This window comes from Rhizobium sp. Leaf341 (assembly GCF_001424325.1).
In the GTDB taxonomy this organism is placed as follows: domain Bacteria; phylum Pseudomonadota; class Alphaproteobacteria; order Rhizobiales; family Rhizobiaceae; genus Ferranicluibacter.
Map to the genome: position 1 here is coordinate 210,797 of NZ_LMPE01000003.1, position 25,217 is coordinate 236,013.

Annotated in this window: 25 protein-coding genes; 12 read left to right on the plus strand and 13 right to left on the minus strand. The window is 65.4% G+C overall.

Annotated features, from left to right (window positions below):
• The first annotated feature begins 37 nt into the window (after window positions 1–37).
• Together ASG03_RS02625 and moaB are read left to right on the plus strand one after the other, a co-directional pair.
• Entirely contained in the window at window positions 38–958 is a 921-nt protein-coding gene (locus ASG03_RS02625; RefSeq protein ID WP_062693013.1) for a 4-(cytidine 5'-diphospho)-2-C-methyl-D-erythritol kinase, read from the plus strand.
• Window positions 955–1,491, plus strand: a complete 537-nt coding sequence (gene moaB / locus ASG03_RS02630) for a molybdenum cofactor biosynthesis protein B (RefSeq protein ID WP_062691993.1) — start codon at window positions 955–957, stop codon at window positions 1,489–1,491. The genes ASG03_RS02625 and moaB overlap by 4 nt, the downstream gene beginning before the upstream one ends.
• 78 nt (window positions 1,492–1,569) lie before the next feature.
• On the opposite strand, the gene ASG03_RS02635 is transcribed toward moaB, so the two are convergent.
• On the minus strand, window positions 1,570–2,082 hold the full coding sequence (locus ASG03_RS02635; protein WP_062691995.1) for a hypothetical protein: 513 nt from the start codon (window positions 2,080–2,082) through the stop codon (window positions 1,570–1,572).
• Between the two features lie 234 nt (window positions 2,083–2,316).
• Here ASG03_RS02635 and ASG03_RS02640 point away from each other — a divergent pair, with 234 nt between their 5' ends.
• The 3 genes from ASG03_RS02640 (at window position 2,317) to ASG03_RS02650 (ending at window position 5,276) form a co-directional block, all read left to right on the plus strand.
• Window positions 2,317–3,474, plus strand: a complete 1,158-nt coding sequence (locus ASG03_RS02640) for a PA0069 family radical SAM protein (protein WP_062691996.1) — start codon at window positions 2,317–2,319, stop codon at window positions 3,472–3,474.
• Between the two features lie 178 nt (window positions 3,475–3,652).
• Complete coding sequence (locus ASG03_RS02645) at window positions 3,653–4,339, plus strand: ribonuclease HII (RefSeq protein ID WP_062691998.1); 687 nt, start codon at window positions 3,653–3,655, stop codon at window positions 4,337–4,339.
• Between the two features lie 322 nt (window positions 4,340–4,661).
• A complete protein-coding gene (locus ASG03_RS02650) occupies window positions 4,662–5,276 on the plus strand; it encodes a LysE family translocator (protein ID WP_062692001.1) in 615 nt (204 codons plus the stop codon).
• Between the two features lie 464 nt (window positions 5,277–5,740).
• On the opposite strand, the gene ASG03_RS02655 is transcribed toward ASG03_RS02650, so the two are convergent.
• The 6 genes from ASG03_RS02655 to ASG03_RS02680 form a co-directional block, all read right to left on the minus strand.
• Window positions 5,741–6,232 carry a F0F1 ATP synthase subunit B gene (locus ASG03_RS02655; protein WP_062469645.1) on the minus strand — a complete coding sequence of 164 codons (492 nt, stop codon included), beginning with the start codon at window positions 6,230–6,232 and terminating at the stop codon, window positions 5,741–5,743.
• 12 nt (window positions 6,233–6,244) lie between these two features.
• Entirely contained in the window at window positions 6,245–6,853 is a 609-nt protein-coding gene (locus tag ASG03_RS02660) for a F0F1 ATP synthase subunit B (RefSeq protein ID WP_062692009.1), read from the minus strand.
• A gap of 158 nt (window positions 6,854–7,011) precedes the next feature.
• Complete coding sequence (locus ASG03_RS02665) at window positions 7,012–7,239, minus strand: F0F1 ATP synthase subunit C (RefSeq protein WP_056332699.1); 228 nt, start codon at window positions 7,237–7,239, stop codon at window positions 7,012–7,014.
• A gap of 79 nt (window positions 7,240–7,318) precedes the next feature.
• On the minus strand, window positions 7,319–8,044 hold the full coding sequence (locus ASG03_RS02670) for a F0F1 ATP synthase subunit A (RefSeq protein ID WP_062469651.1): 726 nt from the start codon (window positions 8,042–8,044) through the stop codon (window positions 7,319–7,321).
• Between the two features lie 91 nt (window positions 8,045–8,135).
• On the minus strand, window positions 8,136–8,507 hold the full coding sequence (locus ASG03_RS02675; protein WP_062469654.1) for an AtpZ/AtpI family protein: 372 nt from the start codon (window positions 8,505–8,507) through the stop codon (window positions 8,136–8,138).
• A gap of 342 nt (window positions 8,508–8,849) precedes the next feature.
• Complete coding sequence (locus tag ASG03_RS02680; protein WP_062692011.1) at window positions 8,850–10,058, minus strand: cell wall hydrolase; 1,209 nt, start codon at window positions 10,056–10,058, stop codon at window positions 8,850–8,852.
• A gap of 635 nt (window positions 10,059–10,693) precedes the next feature.
• Between ASG03_RS02680 and ASG03_RS02685 the strand changes: the two genes are divergently transcribed.
• Window positions 10,694–10,954 carry a hypothetical protein gene (locus ASG03_RS02685; protein ID WP_156381701.1) on the plus strand — a complete coding sequence of 87 codons (261 nt, stop codon included), beginning with the start codon at window positions 10,694–10,696 and terminating at the stop codon, window positions 10,952–10,954.
• 50 nt (window positions 10,955–11,004) lie between these two features.
• On the opposite strand, the gene ASG03_RS02690 is transcribed toward ASG03_RS02685, so the two are convergent.
• From ASG03_RS02690 to ASG03_RS02715, 6 genes are all read right to left on the minus strand, one after another.
• Window positions 11,005–13,041 carry a potassium transporter Kup gene (locus ASG03_RS02690; RefSeq protein ID WP_244475136.1) on the minus strand — a complete coding sequence of 679 codons (2,037 nt, stop codon included), beginning with the start codon at window positions 13,039–13,041 and terminating at the stop codon, window positions 11,005–11,007.
• Between the two features lie 18 nt (window positions 13,042–13,059).
• The gene (locus tag ASG03_RS02695; protein WP_062469663.1) at window positions 13,060–14,037 is read right to left on the minus strand and encodes a magnesium transporter CorA family protein; all 978 of its coding nucleotides are present in this window, start codon (window positions 14,035–14,037) and stop codon (window positions 13,060–13,062) included.
• 491 nt (window positions 14,038–14,528) lie between these two features.
• Window positions 14,529–15,746 (minus strand): Mrp/NBP35 family ATP-binding protein, encoded by a 1,218-nt coding sequence (locus ASG03_RS02700; RefSeq protein WP_062692015.1) that lies wholly within the window; start codon window positions 15,744–15,746, stop codon window positions 14,529–14,531.
• A gap of 418 nt (window positions 15,747–16,164) precedes the next feature.
• A complete protein-coding gene (locus tag ASG03_RS02705) occupies window positions 16,165–16,935 on the minus strand; it encodes a helix-turn-helix transcriptional regulator (protein WP_062692016.1) in 771 nt (256 codons plus the stop codon).
• A 96-nt stretch (window positions 16,936–17,031) separates the two neighbouring features.
• Window positions 17,032–17,769 carry a helix-turn-helix transcriptional regulator gene (locus ASG03_RS02710; RefSeq protein WP_062469672.1) on the minus strand — a complete coding sequence of 246 codons (738 nt, stop codon included), beginning with the start codon at window positions 17,767–17,769 and terminating at the stop codon, window positions 17,032–17,034.
• A 198-nt stretch (window positions 17,770–17,967) separates the two neighbouring features.
• Window positions 17,968–18,870, minus strand: coding sequence for an IclR family transcriptional regulator (locus ASG03_RS02715; protein WP_082475503.1), 903 nt, complete (start codon window positions 18,868–18,870; stop codon window positions 17,968–17,970).
• Between the two features lie 181 nt (window positions 18,871–19,051).
• Between ASG03_RS02715 and ASG03_RS02720 the strand changes: the two genes are divergently transcribed.
• The 6 genes from ASG03_RS02720 (at window position 19,052) to ASG03_RS02745 (ending at window position 25,115) form a co-directional block, all read left to right on the plus strand.
• Entirely contained in the window at window positions 19,052–19,822 is a 771-nt protein-coding gene (locus tag ASG03_RS02720) for an SDR family NAD(P)-dependent oxidoreductase (RefSeq protein WP_062472144.1), read from the plus strand.
• Window positions 19,819–20,775 carry a 2-dehydro-3-deoxygalactonokinase gene (locus ASG03_RS02725; RefSeq protein ID WP_244475137.1) on the plus strand — a complete coding sequence of 319 codons (957 nt, stop codon included), beginning with the start codon at window positions 19,819–19,821 and terminating at the stop codon, window positions 20,773–20,775. The genes ASG03_RS02720 and ASG03_RS02725 overlap by 4 nt, the downstream gene beginning before the upstream one ends.
• 82 nt (window positions 20,776–20,857) lie before the next feature.
• Complete coding sequence (locus tag ASG03_RS02730) at window positions 20,858–21,556, plus strand: 2-dehydro-3-deoxy-6-phosphogalactonate aldolase (RefSeq protein WP_082475580.1); 699 nt, start codon at window positions 20,858–20,860, stop codon at window positions 21,554–21,556.
• Window positions 21,553–22,425: an SMP-30/gluconolactonase/LRE family protein gene (locus ASG03_RS02735; RefSeq protein WP_062692018.1), complete on the plus strand. Its 873-nt coding sequence runs from the start codon at window positions 21,553–21,555 to the stop codon at window positions 22,423–22,425. The genes ASG03_RS02730 and ASG03_RS02735 overlap by 4 nt, the downstream gene beginning before the upstream one ends.
• Before the next feature lie 130 nt (window positions 22,426–22,555).
• Complete coding sequence (locus tag ASG03_RS02740) at window positions 22,556–24,283, plus strand: IlvD/Edd family dehydratase (protein ID WP_062469681.1); 1,728 nt, start codon at window positions 22,556–22,558, stop codon at window positions 24,281–24,283.
• Window positions 24,284–24,479: 196 nt separating this feature from the next.
• On the plus strand, window positions 24,480–25,115 hold the full coding sequence (locus ASG03_RS02745; RefSeq protein ID WP_062692019.1) for a PRC-barrel domain-containing protein: 636 nt from the start codon (window positions 24,480–24,482) through the stop codon (window positions 25,113–25,115).
• Window positions 25,116–25,217: the final 102 nt, after the last annotated feature.

A 25,217-nucleotide genomic window follows, 5' to 3' on the forward strand; every position in this document is an offset into this window, starting at 1 on the left:
CCCGGCCGCCGTCGCCCCGGACCATAAGGGCGCCGGCATGCCGCTGATGCTGGTGGCGCCGGCAAAGATCAATCTCGCCCTGCATGTCGTCGGCCAGCGCGCCGACGGCCATCACCTGCTCGAAAGTCTCGTGACCTTTGCCGACGCCGGCGACCGCCTGTCGCTGGCGCCGGCAGACGAGGACAGCTTCACCGTTTCCGGCCCCTTTGCCGGGGATGTGCCGACCGGCGCCGAGGGTGGAGACGGCAATCTGGTGCTGAAGGCGCGCAACCGCCTGCGCACGCAGCTGACGCTGCGCGGGCTGGCCTGCGGGCCGGTCGCCCTTCACCTCGAAAAGAACCTGCCCGTCGCCTCGGGCATCGGCGGCGGCTCCGCGGATGCGGCCGCAGCGCTGATCGGCCTTCGGCGTTTCTGGGGGCATGCGCCGGCAACCGATGAGGATCCGGACCTTGCCGCTCTCGGTCTGTCGCTCGGGGCGGATCTTCCGATGTGCCTGACCGGCCGGCCGCTCGTCGCCCGCGGGATCGGCGAGGCGATCTCTCTCGTCTCCGGCCTGCCTGCCTTTCCGGCTCTGCTGGTCAATCCGGGCGTTGCGGTCTCCACGCCGGCGGTGTTCCGCGCCCTGACCGAGAAGACGCATCCGCCGCTGACACTGCCCGATGGGCTTGTCGGGCCGCAGGCGTGGATGGCGGCGATCGCGGCGCTGCGCAACGACCTCGAACCGCCGGCCCTCAGACTTGCGCCGGCGATCGGCCTTGCGCGGGCAGCCCTTTGCGACGCCGGCGCTGCGCTCTGCCGCATGTCCGGCTCCGGCGCCACCTGTTTCGGGCTGTTTTCCGATGCGCGAGCACGCGATCATGCCGCGACGCGCATCCGCGAGGCCTATCCGGCCTGGTATCTCCTGCCCTGCACCACGCTGGGCTCCCGCCCGGCAGCCGAGAGGACGACGACCCCATGACGATCGACACCACCCGCAGCTTCGTGCCCGTTTCCATTGCGGTTCTTACCGTATCCGATACGCGGACGCCGGAGACCGACACATCCGGCGATACGCTGGTCACGCGCCTGACGGAGGCCGGCCACGCGCTCGCCGCCCGCGCCATCGTTCCCGACGAGCGCGAGGCGATCGCCCGCCAGGTGACCGCCTGGAGCCTCGACCCCGGCATCGATGTCGTCATTACCACCGGCGGAACCGGCTTTACCGGGCGCGACGTGACGCCCGAGGCACTGGAACCGCTGTTCGAGAAGACGATGGACGGCTTTTCCGCCATCTTTCACCAGATCTCCTACGGCAAGATCGGGACGTCGACCATCCAGTCGCGCGCAACCGGGGGCGTCTTGAACGCGACCTTCGTCTTCGTGCTGCCGGGCTCCCCCGGCGCGTGCCGGGACGCCTGGGACGGGATCCTCAGCCAGCAACTCGACCTGCGCCATCGCCCCTGCAATTTCGTGGAGATCATGCCGCGGCTGGACGAACATCTGAAGCGGTAAAAGCCCTAAAGCGCGTTGCGTTGTTGTTGTGATGCATGCCGTTTCCCGAAACCGCTGCACGCTTTCGGGCGACAGGCCTTAGCGGCTGGCGGCCCAGGCCGGCATGAGCTCGCTCGACAGGCGGTGCACACCCCGGCGGGTGACGAAATCGGCGATGGTCATGCCGGATCTCACCATGCCGGCTGCCTGCGTGCGGCTGACGAGAAAGCCCTGCTCGAGCGCCGGGCGGCGCGATGCGAGCCGCGCGAGAAGCGGCCGGCGATGCCGCCGGGACGCTGAAAAGCGGGCGGGACCGCGGCCGATCGCCATATGTTCGGCGACCTCCTCCACCCAGCGGCCGAGCGGGCGGGCACCGGGCTCGAGCAACAGCAGCCAGGTGCCGCGGGCCGAGCGAACCACATCGGTCATCGCCCACTCAGTCAAAAACCGCGCACCGGCGGCATCGGCAACGCGTTGCGACGCATCGCGCGACCCGTGATCGAGGATGATGACATCGCTGATCAGACCTTCCACGGCACCCGACACCAGCGCGGCCAGGGACTGGGCCAGCCGCGTCTCGCTATCGTGCGTTTCCATCAGGATCGTGAGCATCGCCGTTCCTACCGCATTGCAACCGCGAATGCCATGAAGGCCAGGGGTGGAAGCCACGTTTCCCTGTATTCATCATGAATCCGCGCTCGCCTGACCGCCAAGGCATGGCGCATGGCTCCGTAAGCCCGGGATTTGTTCTTGCATTGTTCTCATTTTGCCGGTAGCAGTGGAGGCAGAGAGAACGACATGGTGATTTGGCAAGCGCTCGATCGCCCATGTTCCCCGGAGTGTCCCATGAACGATCTGTCCCATGTAAGGCAGGGCGCTTTTGCGCCCGGCAATCGGGCCGATGTGGCCGACGCACTGATGGTGGAGAGCGGCCTCCGCATCGACGTGGACCGTCGCCGCGGACGGGGTGCAAGCGTGAATGCATCCGGCCGGTTCGAACCGGTGACCCGCAGCGTGGAGGATGACGGCTGGAGCTCGCTCGAGGATCTGCCACCGTTCAAGACCGAAGTGCAGGTGGAAAAGCCGCGTACGATCATCTCGCGAAACGACTCGCCGGATATCCCCTTCGACCGCTCGGTCAATCCCTATCGTGGCTGCGAGCATGGCTGCATCTACTGCTTTGCCCGGCCGACCCATGCCTATATGGGCCTGTCAGCCGGCATCGATTTCGAAGCACGCCTGTTTGCCAAGCCCGATGCGGCCAAGCTCCTGGAGCGCGAGCTGGCCAAGCCCGGCTACAAGGTGAAGCCGATCGCCATCGGCACGAACACCGATCCCTATCAGCCGATCGAGAAGGAGTGGCGGATCATGCGCCAGATCCTCGAGGTGCTGAAGGCTGCGGATCATCCTGTCATGATCGTCACGAAATCCGCCATGGTCCTGCGCGACATCGACCTTCTCGCCCCGATGGCCGAGAAGGGCCTTGCCCGCGTCGGCCTGTCGGTGACGACGCTCGACCGCAAGCTCGCCCGGCTCCTGGAGCCCCGCGCCTCGACGCCGGAGAAGCGGCTGGAGGCAATCCGCCGCCTGTCGGAGGCCGGCATTCCGACCAGCGTGCTGATGGCGCCCGTCATTCCCGCGCTCAACGATCACGAGATCGAGCGGGTGCTGGACAGCGCCAAGGCGGCCGGCGCAACGGAGGCGAGCTATGTTCTCCTGCGGCTGCCGCTGGAGGTAAGCCCGCTCTTTCGCGATTGGCTGCTGCAGCATTACCCCGATCGCTACCGGCATGTCATGTCGCTCGTCCGCTCCATGCGCGACGGCAAGGATTACGACGCGGATTTCACCAAGCGGATGAAGGGGGCAGGCCCCTATGCCTGGCAGATCGGCCGCCGATTCGACCTTGCGGCCAAGCGGCTGGAACTGAACACCAACCGGCGGGCGCTGAACTGCGACATCTTCGTGCCGCCGCTCGGAACCGGCGTGCAGCTCTCGCTGCTTTGACGCCGGCCCTCTCCTCGTCCGGCATGCTCCGGATCGCGAATGGGGCCGCATGTCCCTCGTAACATGCGGTCACCCGAGGCCGGCAGCGTCCGCACCGCTGCCGGCCTCCTGCCCCCAGGCGCCGCCGCATCTCCTGGGGGCCTTGCGGGGAATCGGCCTCTCGTGCAACGCTGCCGCCATGGCACCCCGCACCGCGACCGATTCCCCGCTTCTCATCGACATCCGCCTGAGCCCGGATTTCCGCATGGAAAAAGCGGCACGACGGGAGGGTCTCTGGCCGGTCGCCGGCACGGACGAGGCCGGACGGGGCCCGCTGGCCGGCCCTGTCGTCGCGGCGGCCGTCATTCTCGACCCGAAGCGCATTCCCGAAGGGCTCAACGACAGCAAGCAACTGACCGCGCAGCGACGCGAGGCCCTGTTTGCCGAGATCCTTTCCACCTCCACCGTCTCGATCGCATCCTCGGGCGCAGGCCGGATCGACGGGACGGACATTCGCAAAGCCAGCCTCGACGCCATGCGCCGCGCCGTCTGCGGGCTTCACCGGCGACCGGCCTTGGTTCTTGTCGATGGGCGCGACGTGCCGCCGGGGCTCGCCTGCGAAGGTCGCGCCGTCATCAAGGGCGACGCCCGCTCGCTCTCCATCGCCGCGGCCTCGATCGTTGCAAAAGTCGCCCGCGACCGCATGATGACCCGGGCCGACGGCGTCTTTCCCGGTTACGGCTTTGCTATGCATGCCGGCTATGCCACCGCGCATCACCGCAGCGCGATCACGCTGCATGGCCCCTGCCGGCTGCACCGCATGACCTTCCGGCCGCTGCGACCCGACGACGTGACTGTGGAAATCTCGAGCGCCGACCTGCTGTAGCGGGCCCTCGCAGCGCGCCGCGGCCGTCAGACCGGAAGCGCCGGCGTGGCAAACCGTCCCGGTCCCCGGGAACCCCGCAACCCGGGCCTGCCCTGCGCCTCCGACATTCCCCTTGGGCTTTCCCGACCCCGCGTCCCGCCCCGCCCCTTCGCCTTCGACAGGACCGTGAGCACTGCAGCGCCGGATGGCCGCAAGCGCTTCAAGGTCGTATTTTGATGCATGTCGTTTCCCGAAACCGCTGCACATTTTCGGGCGACATGCATTAGGCTCGATCGCGCGGTACATTCGCCGCGCGAAAAGTTCCGACCCCAAGGAGATCGACATGGATGCCGTCACGCTTCTTGCCTTCGCCCTAACCTTCTTCGTCTTTGCCGCCAGTCCCGGACCGGACAACATGACGATCGTGCTGCGCACCCTCTCGCACGGTCCCGCCTCCGGCCTGGCCTATGGTGCGGGGACCGTTGCGGGTATCCTCGTTTTCCTGACCCTCGCCGCCTTCGGGCTTTCGGTGCTGGCGACCGAAATGGGCGCCGTCATGACCGTGCTCCGGTTCGCCGGGGCCGCCTATCTCTTCTGGATGGGTGTCCGGCTCTGGACCGCGCCGCCGGAGCTTCCGCAGATGCAGGCCGTCTCCGAACGCGGCAGCCTTGCCGCCGTCTTCTGTACGGGCGTCGCGCTCAACCTCGGAAACCCGAAGATGCCGCTGTTCTACCTCGCGCTGCTGCCGAACGTGGTGGGGACGACGTTCACGGCAACGACGCTGCTCGAGCTCAGTGCGATCATCCTCGCGGTCGAAGCGATCGTCATCGGCGGCCACGTGCTTCTCGCCACGCGGGCGCGCCGTCTGTTGCGCACGCCGACGATCCTCCGCCGGGTCAACCGCGCCGCCGGCGGGCTGATGATTGGCACAGGCCTCGGGATCGTCGCCGCACGGTGAGGGTGAGAATTGGGCATTGCGGCTGGGCGCCGGCCGCCGAGAGCCGGCGCGTCTGCGCGTGGCCCCTTGTCCGAAGACCGCTAAAGCGCCTTGCGTGACAAAGGATTCACGCAAGGCGCTTTAAGGTCTTGTTTTAATGCATGTCGTTTCCCGAAACCGCTGCACGCTTTCGGGCGACATGCATGAGCGTCTCCTGCCCGCGGTGCGAAAGCCCACCCGTGGTGCGCGAGTACACGTCGCATCGCTTCCGTCCTATGCGGATCGGCCAAGCGGGCCGCGTCCCCACGCCAAGCGTGTGTGGAGAGGGTACAGATGTCCAACGACGGAGATACCGCAGCATCGCCCGGCCGGGCGCAAATGAAAAAAGGCCGGCACATGGCCAGCCTTTCGTTCATGTCGCGGGATGTCTGAAACCGTGTGGCTCGGACCGTCGAGCTTCGACGCCGGTCCGGCGTCGGAAACGCTTAGTTCAGCCGTGCCTTGACGTCGCCGATCGCGTTGGCGAAGAGGGCCTGCTGTGTCGGGGCATCGGCCTTTGCCACGATGACGCGCTCGGCGGCGGCGATCGCGATATCGACGGCCGTGGCGCGCACGGCGTTGATGGCGTCCGTCTCGGCCTGGCGGATCTTCTGCTCGGACAGAGCGGTGCGGCGGGTGACGAACTCTTCCGTCTTCACCTTGGCATCGGCCGTCAGGGCCTCGGCTTCGCGCGTTGCGGCGGCAACGATGTTGGCGGCCTCCGCTTCGGCTTCCTTGCGCTTCTTCTGGTATTCCACCAGCAGAGCCTGGGCTTCCTCACGCAGGCGCTTGGCTTCGTCGAGTTCGTTGCGAATGCGGACCGCACGTTCGTCGAGCTGCTTGCCCATCTTGCCGGGTACCTTCAGGTACACGATGAGAGCGAGGAAGAGCACGAGGCCGACGGTGGCCCAGAATGTGGCCAGAGAGGTCAAATCCATCTGTCGTCTCCCTTATTCTGCCGCAGCCTTGACGGCGGATGCGATTTCGTTGCGCGGGACGTCGCGCCCGAGCAGCTGCTCGACGACGGCAGCGGCGGTCTCTTCGGCGATCGCACCGACATCGGCAAGCGCGCTCGCCTTGATGTCCGCGATGCGGCTTTCGGCAGCAGCGATCTTGTCGTTGAGGGCGGCTTCGACGGCCGCGCGGTCGGCGGCGGCCTTGACCTTCGCGGCCTCGCGGGCGCTGGCGGCAATGGCGTTGCCCTTGGCGCGGGCGGCGGCCAGTTCCTGCTCGTAGGACGCGATGGCGGCATCGGCTTCGGCCTTGGAGCGCGAGGCGGCGTCGAGATCGCGGGCGATGGCATCATGGCGTGTCGCGAGGATAGTGGCGATCCGCGGCATGATCACCTTCTGCATCAGCAGATAGAACAGGCCGAACGTGATCGCCAGCCACACGAGCTGCGATGCGAATGTGGATTGGTCGAAAGGCGGGAACACGCCGGAGCCGTGGCCGCCTTCTGATGCGACACCGGTTTCGGTGTGCACCTCGCCAGGCGCGGCGTGGGGTGTCTCGCCCTCGGGAGGTGTGGTTGACTGGGCATAGGCCGCGGTCACGAACATGCTCATCTCCAGGGGCAACTCAAAAGGCCACGCGCATGTCCCCCTCGATATCGACGGAGAATGGCGGCACTGTAAAAGGATGACGGGCCGCGAGCGTTCGCGGCACCGTCAAGATGTAATGGGCCGCAACATGTCGCGACCCGCCGTGCTCGACCGTCTTAGACGGCGAACAGGAGGAGCAGGGCTACGAGCAGCGAGAAGATGCCCAGAGCTTCCGTAACGGCGAAGCCGAATACGAGGCGGCCGAACTGGCTGTCGGCTGCCGACGGGTTGCGAAGTGCGCCCGAGAGGTAGCTGCCGAAGATGTTGCCGAGGCCGAGAGCCGTGCCGGCCATGCCGAGGCATGCCAGACCCGCGCCGATGTACTTTGCTGCTTCCGCTTCCATGTTGATCTCCTTGAGAAGGGTTGTTGCGGCTTTTCTTGGCAGGCGCGGCGATGGGCTGCCGGCCTGCGTGACTTATTCCTCAGTGACCGCCCGGATGGACCGCGTCGTTCAGGTACATGCAGGTGAGTACCGCGAAGACATAGGCCTGAAGGAAGGCGACGAGGAATTCGAGACCCGTGAGCGCCACGGTCATGATGAGAGGCAGGATGGCGCCGCCGATGCCGAGCGCACCCATGGTGCCGAGCGATGCGACGAAGCCTGCAAAGACCTTCAGCGTGATGTGGCCGGCCAGCATGTTGGCGAAGAGACGGACCGAGAGGCTGATGGGGCGCGACAGGAACGAGATGATTTCGATGGCGACGACGAGCGGCAGCAGGATGCCGGGCACACCGGAGGGCACGAAGACCTTCAGGAAGCCGAAGCCGTGCTTGTAGAAGCCGTAGACCAGGACCGTGCCGATGACGAACAGCGCCAGGGCGAAGGTGACGATGATCTGGCTGGTGATGGTGAAGAAGTAGGGCACCATGCCGAGAAGGTTCGCCGTCAGGATGAACATGAACAGCGAGAAGACCATCGGAAAGAAGTGCATGCCGTGGCTGCCGGCACCTTCGCGCAGCATCGAGGCGATGAATTCGTAGGAGAGTTCCGACACCGACTGCATGCGGCCCGGGACGACCGAGCGCGAGGTCGTGGTGAGGTAGAGGAAGCCGATGGCGAGGACCAGGGTCGCGACCATGAACAGGGAGGCGTTGGTGAAAGAGAGATTCAAGCCGCCGATGTGAATCGGGACGATCTCGTTGATCATAAACTGGTGGGTCGGATCTACCTTATCGCCTGCCACTGTCGTTCTCTTTCGCTCTCAGCCGCGCGAAGCGGTTGTTTCCCGTTGCCGCGCCTTATCGGGCGCCGCCATCCTTGTTGTCGTCGCCCTGCCGCTCGCCGACACGATCGGCCGGATGGGGCGAAGCCACCATGCCTGCAGACCGCATGACGTTCAGCACGCCAGCGCAAAAGCCGAGGAGGAGAAGGACGATCATCCCCCAGGGCCCTGTACCCGCAAAAGTATCCAGAAGATAGCCCAGAAGCGCCCCGACAATGACGGCCGCCACGAATTCGCTCGAAAGCTTGATCGCGACCTGGTAGCCCTTGCGGTTGCCCGCCGCCCGCGCCTCGTCCGCCGCGTCGCGGCTGTCGTTGCCGCGCCGTTCCGACAGCTCGGCATCAAGGCGCCTGCGCCGTTCCTCCAGACCTTCGTTCCCGTTCGTCATGTGGCCCCTCCCCCGCATCTCCGTCTCCGTGATAAACCACGGAAGCGGCCACACAAAGGCCCGAATTGAAGCCACTCTCGGCCCGTTTGAAGTCGGCCGCACCATAGTTTTGGCGTCGCGCATAGTCAAGGCGAAGCCATGCCTTGGTAAGCGACAATATTCGACTGACAAATCAACGTGTTGTGATCGGAAAGTTGCGGCCCGGCGGAATCTGTCCCCAGCTGTTGCGGGCAAAGCGCCCCCGGCCTGCGCCGATGCATGTGCGAGCGCCGTCACGGAAACGCCCGCAGGGCCGGTGGCCGCCTGCGGGCGTTTCCACGCGATTCTCGTCTGCGGGCGCGATCAGCTCCAGCCGCCGCCATAGGTGCGGTAGAAGATGTGTTTCCCGATCTGCGTGAGGCGTTTCATGGTCGGACCCCAGTCCGGGCGGACATAGGTCGCGTGGTAATGCGTGGCGGAGCCGACTTCGGGCAGCCAGATCTTGCCGGCAGTCACGGCGAGCGCGATTTCCTTGGCCGTCTGCCAATGCGCCAGCGACCAGACGATGTCGGGGATGCGGTCGCAGGCAAACGAGAACTGGCAGCGATTATAGAGGTTCTTGTTCTGGTAAACGACGCCGCAGATCGTGCCGGGATAGGTCGGATTGCGCACGCGGTTGAGGATGACCTGCGCGACGGCCGCCTGCCCCTTCACCGATTCTCCGCGGGATTCAAAGTAGATGCCCGCCGTCAGGCACTTCTGCTCCGGCTCGCTGAAGGCGTCGGCCGGCAGCGGATTGGCAGCCCAGGCGTGATCCTCGGGCGAGATGTCCGGGATGAAGCGACCGCCGGCGGCATCGTCCTTCAGGATCGAATCGAACGGCGATTCGCGGGCATAGTCCGGGGCGGCAGGGGCGTAGGCGGTCGCCAGGATATCGGCATGCTGGTTCGTGACGAGGCTCGCGATCATCGGCGACATCGTGTCGTCGCGCTTCGGCGGCGCTTTCTTGTAAAACGCGGTGGCGATCTCGATTTCCTGGCCGCGAATCTTCGGGCGGGCAAAGACCATGCGGTCCTGCGTATCGAACAGCGGCGTCGTCAGCGCGCTGGTGCGCTGGAGGATGGAGCCGGCAGAAAAGTCCTTGGGCGGCGTAACCGGGACGACGGTGACGATCCGGCCCTTCTTGTCCCGGCGGTTGACGCGGTCCTCGTCGGTGCGCGGATCCGACTGCTTGTCGGCGGAGGCGAGCGAGACCTTGCCGCCGTCCGGCAGCGTCATGCCGGCGCCGTCGCCGAGCGCGGCCTTGGTGATCGGATCGTTGAACACCATCTCGGCTTCGTGCAGGGAGCCGGCCGGAGACGCGGTCATATGCATCCGCCACCGCTCGCCGCCCCGGTTAATGCCGGAGAGGAAGGTGGCAAGATCGGCATGGGCGGACACGCTGGGAAAGGCGACGAAAAGGCCGAGCGCGATGAGGAGCGGCGCGGACCAGCGCCGTGCCGGCCTCGACGACGCCTGTTCCGGAGACGCCGACAGCGGAAACTGGTCCTGGGACCGAACTCTCTGACGCATATTCTGACGCACAGGCAACTCCACGCCCACTCGGGTAAGGCACACGCGCAAGAGCCCTCGCCCGGCCGAGGCTATCGGCCGGAACGCGTTTTCCGCGAACATCCATCGAAATTGCAGGTCCGGCTTGGTCATCCGAAGCGCCGCCAGGGGCCTGCTCTGCGGATGACAATGAAGCATTAACCTTAATGGCGGGTAAACGCGGCGCCCGGGGCCAAAGTGACGGACATGCCTCATTTGGGGGATGCCGAATTTGTAATGATCGGCTAAGGTTAGGGTATTGCGACATCCAACAACCGCCGCGTGCCCTGACGTAAAGAGGGAGCCGGCATTGTTCTTTCGAAACAACGGCCGCTTCGCGGCAAACATTTTTATAGAGCCGTTATGAACAATCGATTTTCAACGCGCCTCCGCGTCGTCACGCCTGCCGTCCGTCTGCTGCCCCAAGCACCGCGTGCGGAGGGACAGGTCCGATGACGCGACATCCAGCGGCCCCGCAGCCGCCCCGTTTGCAGCCACCTCATTTGCAGCCAACCCGATCGGGCGTTTTCGCCCGCTTCGGAGACCGGCCGAGAGCCATCCGGCGGTCGGCCATCTGCGCCGCCTGCCTCTGGATTGCGACGGCGGGATGCGCCGTTGTGGAAACGGGACGGCTGCGGGATCTGACGCTTCGATCCCTGCTGTGGCTCGCTATCGCCGCAACGGCCCTCTGGATCGTGCACATCCTCGCCTTCGCCGTTCGGAACATGCGGACGGCCAAGACGGTCGATGGACGTGCCGGTCAGGCGGCGCCGGTCCTCTTTGCGGAACTCGTCCTCAGCGGCATCGTCATTTCCCTCTTCCCCAACCTGTCTCCGACCCAGGCCGATGACGGCGCCTGTCCCGATCACGGCGCCTGACCCGAGGGCGTCGGCGTGCGATCACTGGCCTCTGGACAGCAAGCCGCAGGTCAGATGATGACGTGCGACCCCAGTTCCACCACGCGGTTCGTGGGCAGGCGGAAATAATCGGACGGATCGATCGCGGCATTGGCCATGGCGATGAACAGGCGATCCTGCCATTCGGGCATGCCGGACTGCGCGTCGGGCACCAGCTTGCGCCGGCCGAGATAGAAGGAGGTCGACATGATGTCGAACTTCAATCCGGTCTTGCGGAACAGGCCGAGCGTCTGCGACACATTCTGCGTTTCCATGAAGCCGAAGCGCATTTCGAGCAGGCTGAACCGGTCCGACAGCTTCGTCGCGCTGACGCGGTGCTGCTTGGAGACCACCGGGGTGTTCGTCGTGCGGATGGTCAGGATGAAGTTCTGCGCATGCAGGACGTGATTGTGCTTGATGTTGTGCAACAGGGCGGCCGGTGCGGAATCCGGATCGCTGGTCAGGAAGATCGCGGTGCCCGGAACCTCCACGGGCGCATGCTCGCTCTTGCGCTCGATGGACTTGATGAAGGCGGCGAGAGGAATATTGGTGTGGCGCGTCTTGTCCTGCAGGATCTTGGTGCCGCGGCGCCAGGTCCACATGACGAGCACGAAGCTGGCGGCGATCATGACGGGCACGTAGCCGCCGTCGTGGATCTTGAGGAGGTTGGCCCCCAGGAAGATCGATTCGAGCAGCAGCAGCGGCGTCAGCAGGATGATGGCGAGCGCCAGCGGCCAGCGCCAGCGCATGCGCACGAACTGGAACGCGAGCAACGTATCCACCACCATGGCGCCGGTAACCGAAATTCCGTAGGCCGTGGCGAGCGATTCGGACGAGCCGAAGATGAAGACGAGCGCCATGACGCCGAACATCAGGATGATGTTGACGTTGGGCACGTAGATCTGCCCGGTATTCGTTTCCGACGTGTGGAGGATGGCCATGCGCGGCAGGAAGCCGAGATTGATGGCCTGCCGGGTCAGCGAGAAGGCACCCGTGATGACCGCCTGGGCGGCGATGATGGTGGCCGCGGTGGCGAGGATCACGATGGGCAGCAGCGCCCATTCCGGGAACATCAGGTAGAAGGGATCCGACATCGCCTCCGGGTGCTTCAGCACCATGGCGCCCTGCCCCAGATAGTTCAGCGCCAGAGCCGGAAAGACGAGGCAGATCCAGGCGCCCTGAATGGGTCGGCGGCCGAAATGGCCGAGATCGGCGTAGAGCGCCTCGGCGCCGGTCACCGTGAGGAACACGGCGCCGAGCACGACGATGCCGACGAAGCCCGCGTGAATGAGAAAGCGCACCGCGTGATAGGGATTGAACGCGGCGAGGATGCCGTAATCATCGTGGATATGGCTGAAGCCGATGACGGCCAGCACGACGAACCAGACGAGCATGATCGGCCCGAAGAACTTGGAGACCGCCTCCGTGCCGCGCGACTGGACCGCAAACAGCGCGAGGAGGATGACGACCGAGATCGGCACGACATAGTCGCTGAAGGAGGGCGCGACGAGCTTCAGCCCCTCGACGGCCGAGAGCACGGACAGTGCCGGCGCGATGATCGCATCGCCCATGAACAGGGCGGCCCCCGCAATGCCCATGAAGAAGAGATAGGCCGAATGTCCGCGCGTGAACTTCATCAACAGCGCCAGCAGCGAGAGCGTCCCGCCCTCGCCGTTGTTGTCGGCGCGCAGGAGGAAGATGACATATTTCAGCGTGACGATGATGGTCAGCGTCCAGAGCATCAGCGATACGAGGCCGATGATCTCCCCGCGCGTCACGCCATCCGCCGCCACCGGACGCAGCGCCTCGCGGAAGGCATAGAGCGGGCTCGTGCCGATATCGCCGTAGACGACGCCGATCGAACCGATGGCGAGCCCGATATAGCCGTGCTTTCCGCCATGCGCATCGTGATCGGCGTGGCCCTGCGCCGCTCCGTGGGCCCCGTGGGCCTCGCCATGCGCCTGCTGCTGGGCATGCTGTTGGGCCTGCTGTTGCGCCTGCTCATGGGCCAGGCTGGCATCCGCCGCCGTTCCCAAGCTCTCGGGAGCCTTGATATCCTTGTGCGCCATGCGAGATGATCCGGCTCTTCAGAGCCAGCCTTTCCAGCGGAAGATATAGAACGGGACGATGGCCGAGACCACCATGGCGAGAAGCGCCATCGGATAGCCATAGGTCCAGTGAAGTTCGGGCATGACATCGAAGTTCATGCCGTAGAGCGAGGCAACGAGCGTCGGCGGCAGGAAGACCACCGACGCGATGGAGAAGATCTTGATGATCGCGTTCTGCTCGACGCTGATGAGGCCGAGCGAGGCATCGAGAAGAAAGGTGATGTTGCCGAAGATGAAGGAGGCGTGCTCCGACAGCGATTGCACGTCGCGGGTCACGGTCCGGCAGAGTTCCTTGGCTTCGCGCGTCTCCTGCAGGGCCGGCACCGTATAGAGGAAGGTGAGCACGCGCGCCAGAGAGGCAAGGCTGTCGCGGGTCTTTGCCACGAGGCGGTGATGCGCGGCGACGTCGAGCAGGCGCGCCTCGAGATAATGCGGCGGCCGGCGCTTGTTCTGGGTGCGGTCTCCGAAGACCTGCTGCGACAGCTTGTCGAGGCTGGCGACGGCCTGTTCCAGGATTTCGGCGGTGCGATCGGAGATCGTCTCGAACAGCCGGGCGAGCATCAGGGCGCCATTGGGGCAGCCGCCGACGATCCGCGGCAGCCCGCTGCGAAAGAGATCGAACGCCTTGGGCTTGTCGTAGCGCACGGTGATGAGCTTGCCGCGCGCGAGCACGAAGGCGACGTCGGTGATGTCGGGATGACCGCTGTCGGCACGACAGACGAGCGACGCCGTCATGAACACGGCATCGCTGGTCGTGTACATGCGGCTGGAGGGTTCGATATCTTTCAGGTCTTCACGGGTGGGAATCTCGATCTCGAGATAGCGCTCGATCATGTGATCCTCCGCGCGGTCCGGACACAGCATGTCGATCCAGACGATATCGTCGGGAATGCTCGTCGGTGCCGACGCAGCATCGATGATCATCGCCTCGCCGCGGGCGTCATAGACAGTGATCATGGCGTAAACCTCGTACCGCGGCTGTGACGGCGAGGGTCACGCGGGCGTGCGGAAATATCTCTGGGCGTGAACGGCGAAAGGCAGTGCTGGACGTTGGACCCTGACGAACGGACTTTTCGAGACGTGGACGGCAAACCGGACCTGAGACCACCGGCGAAACGGAAACGACAGGCACGAGACCCCCGGCGTTGCGGCCAGCAGGCGCGTCCCGAAGGCGGTCCGTCCGCTCGGGGGTCGCGACCGACCGGCGTGCGGAGAGGCATATGACGCATGGTCCTTCGAAAATCAACCGCCATCCGGTCCCGCGCCACCCTTTCGCCACAGGACTTAACGGCGGCGGGGACAGCCATGTCAATCGGCGATGTCGATTGCGCACCGCAATCAGCGATCTCGACCGGCGCTCTCGACCAGCGATTTCAAGCGGTGATGGAACGCGTGCCTTCGATGCCCGGCAGATACCCGGAGGATACCCCGGGCCGTCCGGCGCCGCCCTATTCGAATACGATCGACGGCATCTCGCGCGACGTGTCGGCCTTGGCCGCCGAGACCTGGTCCCAGACCCGGGTGGCGATCTCGCGGTAGACGGCGGCGACGGGCCCGTCCGGCTCCAGCGCCACCAGCGGCGTCCCGGCATCGGACGTCTCCCGGATGGCAATGGTCAGCGGCACTTCGCCGAGGAAGGGAACGCCGATCCGCTCCGCTTCCGAGCGGGCGCCGCCATGGCCGAAGATGTCGTAGCGGGCGCCGGTATCCGGTGCGATGAAATAGCTCATGTTCTCGACGATCCCGAGCACCGGCACCTCGACCTTGCGGAACATGGCCAGTCCCTTCCGCGCATCGATCAGGGCGAGATCTTGCGGCGTGGAGACGATGACGGCGCCCGCCAGCGGCACCTGCTGCGCCATCGTCAGCTGGGCATCGCCGGTGCCGGGCGGCATGTCGACCACGAGGACGTCGAGCTCGCCCCAGGCGACTTCCCGCAGCATCTGCAGCAAAGCCGACTGGATCATCGGGCCGCGCCAGATCATCGCGACCTCCTCGTCGACAAGAAAGCCCATCGACATGACCTTGAGGCCGTAATTCTCCATCGGCTTGATCATCTTGCCGCCGATCTGCTCCGGCCGGCCGGAGATCTTCAAAAGACGCGGCATGGAGGGGCCGTAGATATCGGCGTCGAGAATGCCGACCCGCAGACCGTTGGCGTGCAGGGCCAGGGCCAGATTGGCCGACGTGGTGGACTTGCCGACGCCGCCCTTGCCCGATGCGACCGCGATGATGGCGCCGACGCCGGGAATGCCGGCTTTGACGGGGCCCCGCGGCGCGGCGGGAGACGGCGCGCCGCCCTGCGGATGGGAATGCGAATGGGCATGGGCATGGGAATGCGCGGGCCCTGCGGCTGGACGCGGGCCCGGGGCAGCGGCCGGACGCGGGCTTGCCGTCCCGGCCTTGCGGTCGGCGGTGAGCGCGACCATGGCACCCTTGACGCCGGGGATGTCCTTGACGACGCGTTCGGCCGCAGCGCGCAACGGGTCGAGCTCGCGGGCGCGCTCTGCCGGCACCGTGATGGAGAAATAGACCTTACCATCCGAGATAAAGACGTCGGAGACGAGGCCGAGATCGACGATATTGCCTTCAAGCTCCGGGCCGCGCACGGCTCTCAGGGCTTCGAGGACAATCTCCTTGCTTATCCCGGCATGATCAGCGGCCATTCTCATTTTCCTTGCGCGACGAGACGCGAGACGCGCATCTCCTTGCGGTTAGATAATCGAGCCGGGCCGCTTCGCCAATGACCAATGGCAAAAGACAAGAACCAAAGACAGGGGCTAAATGCAGGGACGGCAAAAAATCCCCGCACAGCAAGATGGGCCGAACGACATGACAAAGGCCGCCTTTGGCGTCCGTGTCCGTTCATCCGGGATCACGTCAGCAAAAGACGGCCTTATTCGCGACCTTCTGGGGCGCAGTTCTTTTTGTAGGGTCCCCTCTGGACCTGACAGAAACAACGCAGGAAGCGTGCCAGTCTGAAACGAACGGGATTTTGGGAGGTGGGCGTCGGCATGACCTTACATTTGCTCGTTTTGAGAGCAAATCTTCATGCGCCTGCATCTTATTCAGACGCCGGCGCCGTCAGCTGATCAGACCGAGGCGCATGGCCTTGACCACCGCCTGGATCCGGTTCACCGCGTCGAGCTTCTTGGCGACATGGTTGAGGTAGTGATTGACCGTGTGTTCGGAGAGGCCGAGGATCTCGGCAATCTCGGAACTGGTCTTGCCGGCCGCCGTCCAGTTCAGACACTGGATCTCGCGCTCGGACAGGTCGACCTTCTTCTGGTGTCCGTCCATCCCGCCGGAATTGACGAGACGATTGTAGACGCAGAGGCAGATCATGTGCAGATCTGTCATATCCTCGACGGCAAGATCGGCGCTGGGGCTGAGCAGGACGAACACGGCCCGCCCGCCCGCGGCATCGTGCACCGGAAAGAAGAAGGCGCCGCGGATGCCGAGATCCCGGGCAAGCGGCGCGTGATCTTCCGTCAGCACCTTGTTCGGGTCCGAGGCGTTTTCCTGCACGACCATGCGGAAGGGTGTCGTCGTGGTCCGCAGAAGGATGAAGGCGGCATCGTCCCGCGGAGAGGCGCCCTCCTCGTAAAGCTGCATGATGTCTTCGGGGACGTTGGAGAGGACGACGATCTGCGAATATCGCGTCTGATCGGCCGTCGGCAGGGTGAAGAGGCTGAAATAGGGGAAGCCGCGGTCGCGCGTGATGCGCGCCATGAAGGCAATGATGTCCTCGCGGCTGCTCAACCGGGCGATCTCGGCAATGTCGCTTGCCGCATCGCTCGGCGCCGAACCGAAGGATACGATCGGGCTGGTGATGATCCCCGCCGCGTCAGACATCAGACATCCCTGCCCCCGATCCACGCATGACGCGCGCGCGCATCGTGGGCTTTTCCGCCGCGCACGTCATTCCATCACCCCGCACGTCCGCTGCCTTCACGCGATCAACCCGGCCCGGAGAGCCTTGGCGATGGTCTGAACACGGTTGACGCTGTCCAGCTTGCGGGTGGCCCGATCGAGATAGTGATTGACCGTGTATTCGGACAGGCTCAGCAGGCGCGCCATCTCCACGGTGGTCTTTCCGCCCGCCGCGAGGCGCAGGCATTCGATTTCGCGCCGCGACAGGGAGCCGGGGGCGCGCCGCGAGGCCGACCAGATCTCGCTGAGGCGATTGAAGGCATGCCCGGCCACGAAGGTGACGGCGTTCAGCTCCTGCCGGCTGAGTTCCGGCCGGTCGCCCCCGAAGGCCACGGCGCTGCGGCGACCGTCGGCATCATGGACCGGGATGAACACCATGCGCCCGAAACCCGAGCGCGCGAAGAGGCCCTTGGCGCCGGCCCGGGCCGCCATCCGGGCGAAGGCCAGCGGCGAGGTGTTGTCGATGGTGAAGGGAACGGTGCTGATCCGCAGCTGCTCGAAAACCGGGCTGGTCTTCAGCAGCGCCATATCGTCATACTGCTTGACGATCTCCATCGACCAGTTGGTCATCAGAAGGACCTTGCGCAGCGACGGGACCGAACGGGACGGCAGCGACACCACCGCGAAACCCTGAAAGCCGTAATGCGCGCAAATGCTGTCGAACACGCTGCGAACGTCGTTCTCATCATTCAGATCGCCGATGGTCCAGCTCATGCCGGAGACGACGATTTGGGGCGCGACTGACCTCCTACCCATGAAACTTCCTCCGAATCCCCTTGATGGCGCCCGCAGCCAACTCCGTGGCCGACCCCCGAGTTCCATCATCTGAAACGATACCGGTGCCTGTTTTTACACTCCCGGCGGTCTTCCACATTATATGAAGTCTGTGTGACGTCTACCATCACTTTCTAATTGGTCTGATTTAAACATGATGTTTGTCCTCTAAAAATTCCCTCAGTCCTTGCCTGCCGCGACAGGGGCCAGACCGATCGCCGCGTCGTGGGCCACGGCCGCCGCAACCTCCCGGACAAGCCCAGACCAGGCCTCCAACTGCCCGATGGTGACACGATAGGCCGGTCCTGTGACAGAGATGCCACCGACGACCCCGCCGCCCGCGCCGTCGCCCGTGGCAACGGGCGCCGCGACGCAGCGGATCTCGACCTCATGTTCTTCCGCGTCGATCGCGTAGCCCTTCTTGCGGATTTCGTCCAGATCCGCAACCAGCGAGCAGCGAGACCGATGGGTGTTCACCGTAAAGGGGTGAAAGGCAATGCCGGCAAGACTGGCGTCGAGCCGCGCCGGCGACAATGCCGACAGGGCGGCCTTGCCCAGCCCCGTACAATAGGCCGGCGAGACGCGCCCGATCTGGCTCTCCATCCGCACGGTCTGGCGGCTCTCCACCTTGTCCAGATAGACGATTTCCGTCTTGCGCAGCACGCCGAGATGGACCGTTTCACCGGTTTCGGCGTGAAGCCGATCGAGATGCGGCCGGGCAATGCGCCTGAGATCGCTGCGCGACCAGGCACGATGGGCGAATGCCAGCAGGCGCAGGCCCGGCTCATAGGCGAGATCGGCACGCTGGACGAGCAGGCCCTCCTCGACCAGATGCGAGAGGTGGCGATGCAGCGTGCCGCGGGGCTGGCGCAAGAGCGCATGAATGTCGGTAAAACGGAGCGGCGCGTCGGCCGTCGCGACCACCTCGAGCACGGCGAGAGCCTTGCCAAGGGTTCCCGTGTCGCACACGGCCCCGGCGACGCGCCCGGCGTTGCAATCCGCCGCCGCACCATCGCCCAGCGGCTGGTTTTCGCCAAGCGCGTCGATGTCGCCGAGCGCCTGGATGTCGCCGCGCACTGCCATTCGCACTCCCGTCTCTCCGGCACGGGCCAGACCCTGCACCGGGTATCGATGCCTGGGTGCGTTGCCGCTTTCCGCCTTGACACCCCAGCGCGATGTGACCGATATTCCACATAGTAAACGCTTGTTCCGAATATTGGAACAGCTATTTGGAATGACTGCCTGGAGGGAGGGCGTCGTCAGCATGCCCGGGCCTTCTGCAACCTTCTCGGATCTGGTCGATCGCGGCATTCTCATCACCGGTGGCGCCTCGGGTATCGGTGCGGCCCTTGTCGAAGCCTTCACGCGACAGGGCGCGAGGGTCGCATATATCGACAATGACGCATATATGGGCGCGGACGTTTCGCGGCGGCTCGCCGGGATCGGCCCGCATGCACCGCTCTTCATCGCGGCGGACCTTCGGGACGTCGCCGCCCTTCCGGCGCTGGTCGGTCGCGCGGCGGAGGCGCTCGGTGGGCTGAAGGTGCTGGTCAACAATGCGGCCCGCGACGACCGCCAAGATTTCGGCACGGTCACCGAGGCCGACTGGGACGGCAATCTCGCCATCAACCTCAAGCCGTTCTTCTTCATGAGCCAGGCGGCCGCCCCCTATCTCGCGGCCGGCGACGGCGGAGCGATCGTCAACTTTTCCTCGATTGCCTATCTTCTCAACATGGGCGAGGTTCCGGCCTATGCGACCGCCAAGGCCGGAATCATCGGCCTGACCAAGTCGCTCGCCGGCGCGCTCGGTCCCTCGGGCGTGCGGGTCAACGCGCTGCTGCCGGGCATGGTGGTGACCGAGCGGCAGAAGGCGCTGTGGCTGACGGACGAGACCATCGAGGCGATGCGCCGGCGACAGTGCATTCCCCAAACGCTTTTTGCCGACGACCTCGTCGGCCCCTGCCTGTTCCTGGCGTCCGACTGTTCGGCGCGAATGACGGCCCAGGCAATGATCATCGACGGAGGTGTCTTGTGACGACGACGACAAGCGATGCGGGCGTGGCCCGCTCCGCGGCAGGGGCCCGCTACGCGGCCGTGGATTGGGGAACCTCGAGTTTCCGGATCTGGCTGATCGGCGATACCGGCGAGATCCTGTCGGAACGTCGCAGCGCCGAGGGCATGACGACGGCGGCACAAACGGGCTTCTCCACGGTTCTGGAAGCGCATCTGGACGCCATGGGCGCCGACGCCACCTTGCCGGTCGTGATCTGCGGCATGGCCGGGGCGCGGCAAGGCTGGGTCGAGGCAGGCTATCTCGACACGCCGGCCGCCCTGTCGGAGATCGTTCGCCATGCCGTTGCGGTTCCCGATGCGGCGCGCGACATCCGCATCCTGCCGGGCCTTGCCCAGCGCGATGCCGCGATGCCCGACGTGATGCGCGGCGAGGAGACACAACTGCTCGGCAGCGTCGGCGCTCTCTCTGGAACGCGGCTCGTCTGCATGCCGGGTACGCACAGCAAGTGGGTGCGGGTGGCCGACGGCAAGGTCGAGCGGTTTTCGACCTTCATGAGCGGCGAACTGTTCGACGTCGTGTCGCGGCATTCGATCCTCAGCCATGCCGTCGCCGACGCGCAGGCTTTCGACGGCGCGCATCCGGCCTTCGTGGCGGCCGTCGCCGAGGCCATGGCCCATCCGGGCATGGCGACGAACCTCCTGTTCACCGTCCGCTCCGGCCAGTTGCTGCACGGACATGGTGCGACCGACGCCAAAACCCGCCTCTCGGGCCTGATGATCGGCCTCGAAATCGCCGGGGCGACCACATTGACGGACGATGCCAAGGCGCCGATCAGCCTTGTCGCGTCCGGTCCCCTGGCCGGGCTCTACGCGCAGGCATTGGCGGCTGCCGGCCTGACGAGCGCGCGCATCGACGCCGACGAGGCCGTTCGTGGCGGACTGGCGGCGGCGGCACGTGCGCTCTGGCCCGCGTAAGCGCCTTCATGTCACACGCCTCACGCCGTCCCCGGCCCCTCTCGCCGGCCATTTGCGCCAGCGCCTCCAGAAAGACGACACCATGACACGCGTTCCTTTTCCCACCATGAAATATCCGCTGATCGCCATCCTGCGCGGGCTGAAGCCTGAAGAAACGGAAGCGGCGATCGCGGCACTCGTCGAGGCCGAGTTCACGGCGATCGAAATTCCGCTGAACTCACCGGATCCGTTCCGCTCGATCGAAATCGCCGTGAAGACGGCGCCTGCCCATTGCCTCATCGGGGCGGGCACCGTGCTGACGAAAGATCAGGTCGAGCGTCTGGAACAGGCCGGCGGGCGGCTGTTCGTCAGCCCGAACGTCGATGTGGACGTGATTGCGCATGCGGCGTCCAAGGGCATGGTGACCATGCCCGGCGTCTTCACGCCGACGGAAGCGCTGGCGGCGGCCGGTGCCGGTGCGACGGGACTGAAGTTCTTCCCGGCCAGCGTGCTCGGCGCGTCCGGCATTTCGGCCATCCGGGCCGTGCTGCCGACCGATCTGGAGATCGCGGCCGTCGGCGGCGTGTCGGAAAAGAATTTCGAGGAATACGCCAAGATCGGCATCAAGAGCTTCGGGCTGGGCTCCAGCATCTACAAGGTCGGCATGAGCGCGGCCGAGATCGGGGCCCGGGCCCGCATCACCACCAAGGCCTATGACGCCGTCTATGAAACAACGGGCTATGAAACAACGGGCCATGAAACAACGGGCTATGAAACAACGGGCTATGGAGCATCCGCATGACCGCCCCTGCAAAGATCGTCAGCGACAACCCGTCGGAACTCGGCGAAGGCCCGGTCTTCGACCCCTCCACCGGCACCGTCTGGTGGTTCAACATCGTCGGGCGCGAGCTTCATGGGCTTCACCTCGACAGCCAGGCCAAGAGCGTCCAGCCGCTGAATTTTCTCGCCAGCGTCATGGCGCTGGTGGACGGCGAGCGCCAGCTGATCGCCAGCGATCAGGGCCTCTTCCTGCGCGACGCCGAGACGGGTGCCTTCGAGAAGTATGGCGACCTCGAGGACAAGCCCGGCAACCGCACCAATGACGGCCGGGTTCACGCCTCGGGCGCGCTCTGGATCAGCACGATGGGCCGGAGCGCCGAGCAGAAGGCCGGCGCGATCTATCACGTTGCCAAGGGCAAGGTGACGCGCATCGTCGGCGACATCACGATCCCGAACGGGATCTGCTTCTCGCCGGACGGCCGCACCGGCTATTACTCGGACACGGGCCTCAACCGTTTCATGCGGGTGGCGCTCGATCCGGCGACGGGCCTGCCCACCGGCGAACCCATGCTGATGGTCGAGGAGCCCGAGGCCGAAGGCGGGTTCGACGGCGCGGTGTGCGATGCCGAAGGCCTGATCTGGGTCGCCCGCTGGGGTGCCTCCGCCATCGACGTCTATTCGCCCGACGGCAAGCGGGTGGCGCGGCACACCGTGCCGGTGACGCAGCCGAGCTGCCCGGCCTTTGTCGGCCGCAGCGCCGATCGCCTGCTCTTCACCTCGGCGTGGCAGGGACTGGATGCGGCAGCCCGCTCGGCGGATGCGGATGCCGGCAAGACCTTCCTGCTCGACGTGGCGGTCAAGGGCCGCTTCGAACCGGTCTACGTGCTCTGATCGACGAAGGACGATCGCGCCCGGCGGGCGCCCTGCCGGGCATCGCGTGCAATCGTCGATTTACAGTCGGGACGACAAAAAGTAGGACAATTGGTCAGCGGCCGAAGCGCCGAGCCGAAGGGAGGCTTCCATGAGCGACGAGAAGAAACGGGAACTGAGAAGCCGCCACTGGTATGGCGGCACCGACAAGGACGGGTTCATCCACCGGTCGTGGATGAAGAACCAGGGCTTTCCGGACCATGCCTTCGACGGTCGTCCGATCATCGGCATCTGCAACACCTGGTCGGAACTGACGCCCTGCAACAGCCACCTGCGGATCCTGGCCGAGGGCGTGAAGCGCGGCGTCTGGGAGGCCGGCGGCTTCCCGGTCGAATTCCCGGTTTCCTCGCTTGGCGAAACCCAGATGCGGCCGACGGCCATGCTGTTCCGCAACCTTCTGGCCATGGACGTCGAGGAGGCGATCCGCGCCTACGGCATCGACGGCGTCGTGTTGCTCGGCGGCTGCGACAAGACCACGCCGGGCCAGCTGATGGGCGCGGCGTCTGTCGACCTGCCGACCATCGTCGTGTCCTCGGGCCCCATGCTGAACGGCAAGTGGCGCGGCAAGGATATCGGCTCCGGCACCGATGTGTGGAAATTCTCCGAAGACGTCCGCGCCGGCAAGATGAGCCTTGCGGAGTTCATGGCGGCGGAAAGTGGCATGTCACGCTCACCCGGCGTCTGCATGACGATGGGCACGGCCACCACCATGGCCTCGGTCGTGGAGGCCATGGGCCTGTCGCTGCCATTGAACGCCGCCCTGCCCGCCGTCGATGCGCGGCGCATGGCGCTCAGCCACATGACGGGCAAGCGGATCGTCGACATGGTGCATGAAGACCTGCGCCTGTCGAAGATCCTGACCAAGAAGAACTTCGAGAACGGCATCGTCGCGAACGCGGCCGTCGGTGGCTCGACCAATGCGGTCGTGCACCTCCTCGCCATTGCCGGACGCGCCGGCGTCGACCTGACGCTCGACGATTTCGACCGCGTCGGCGCGCAGGTTCCCTGCATCGTCAACTGCATGCCGTCGGGCAAGTACCTGATCGAGGATCTTGCCTATGCCGGAGGCCTGCCCGCCGTCATGAACCGCATCCAGGACATGCTGCACGCGGATGCGCCGACCGTCTACGGCTGTCCGATCTCGGACTATTACAAGGATGCCGAAGTCTTCAACGACGACGTCATCCGGCCGCTCGACAATCCGCTCCGCCAGGCCGGCGGCATCCGCATCCTGCGCGGCAACCTGTCGCCCAACGGGGCGGTGATCAAGCCCTCGGCCGCCAGCGAGCACCTGCTCGTGCACGAGGGTCCGGCCCATGTGTTCGAGACGATCGAGGACATGAAGGCGCAGATCGACGATCCCGATCTCGACGTCACGGAAGACACCATCCTCGTGCTGAAGGGTTGCGGTCCGAAGGGCTATCCCGGCATGGCCGAGGTCGGCAACATGCCGATCCCGCGGCGTCTGGTGGAAAAGGGCGTGCGCGACATGGTGCGCATCTCCGACGCGCGCATGTCCGGCACGGCGTTCGGCACCGTGGTGCTGCATGTCAGCCCCGAGGCCAATGCCGGCGGGCCGCTCGCCATCGTGAAGACCGGTGACCGGATCCGCCTCGACACGCTGAAGGGCGAGCTGAACCTGATGATCCCCGAGGCGGAATTTGCCGCGCGCATGGCCGCCTGGGTGGCGCCCGAGCCGCGGTGGACGCGCGGTTACTACAAGCTCTATCAGGACACGGTGCTGCAGGCGGACAAGGGCGCGGACCTCGACTTTCTGGTCGGCGGAAGCGGCAGCGAGGTCTTCCGCGAAAGCCACTGACGACCCGCTAAAGGCTCCGCACGCGGTCTTCAGACCGTCTATTACGACGTCCCGGCCTGCCGAAAGTTCCGCTTTCGGCAGGCCATTTTTTTTCGGAACCACTTTCCGGGACGGGCCGTTCTCTCAGCATCACCGGTGCGGCGTGATTGAACCCCGCGCCACGATCCGAGAAGAAACTGAATAGGAAGGTTACATCATGACCAACAAGCTCGTTACTTCCGTCGCCGCCGGCGCCCTCTTTGCCGGCATCGTTGCTTTCGCACCGTTCGCCTCCGCCCAGGATGCCGCACAGCCGGCACCGGCCGCGCCGATGGCAACCGATCAGGCACCGGCTACCAAGACCGCGCCGATGGGCACGCAGGCCTCGTCGGGCGACTACATCACCGAGCAGGGCGCGGACCAGATTGCCGCCAGCACCTATCTCGGCCAGTCGGTCTACAATTCCTCGGATGAAAGCATCGGCGAAATCAACGATGTGATCTTCTCCAAGGACGGCTCCGTCGAAGCAGCCGTCATCGGCGTCGGCGGCTTCCTCGGCATCGGCGAAAAGAACGTTGCCGTGCCGCTCGACAAGGTCACGGTCGCCGAAGTCCCGAATTCCGACGACATCAAGCTGACCACGACGGAAACCGCCGACACGCTGAAGGCTGCGCCCGAGTTCAAGACGAAGGCCGCTCAGGTCGCCGAGCAGAATGCCGCAACGCCGGTTGACGGTTCGACCACCTCGTCGACCACTCCGGCCGGCAACAGCATGGCGCCCGCTGGCAACAACACGATGGCTCCGGCCAGTGGTGCTGCTCCGGCCGGCCAGCCGGCCACGACGAACAACTGATCCGCGCAAAACGGACGAGAAGCGGCGGTGCGAAAGCACCGCCGCTTTCGTTTGTGACGTGGTTATCGCTTGTGATTTCGATCTTTCGGCCACGACGGCCTG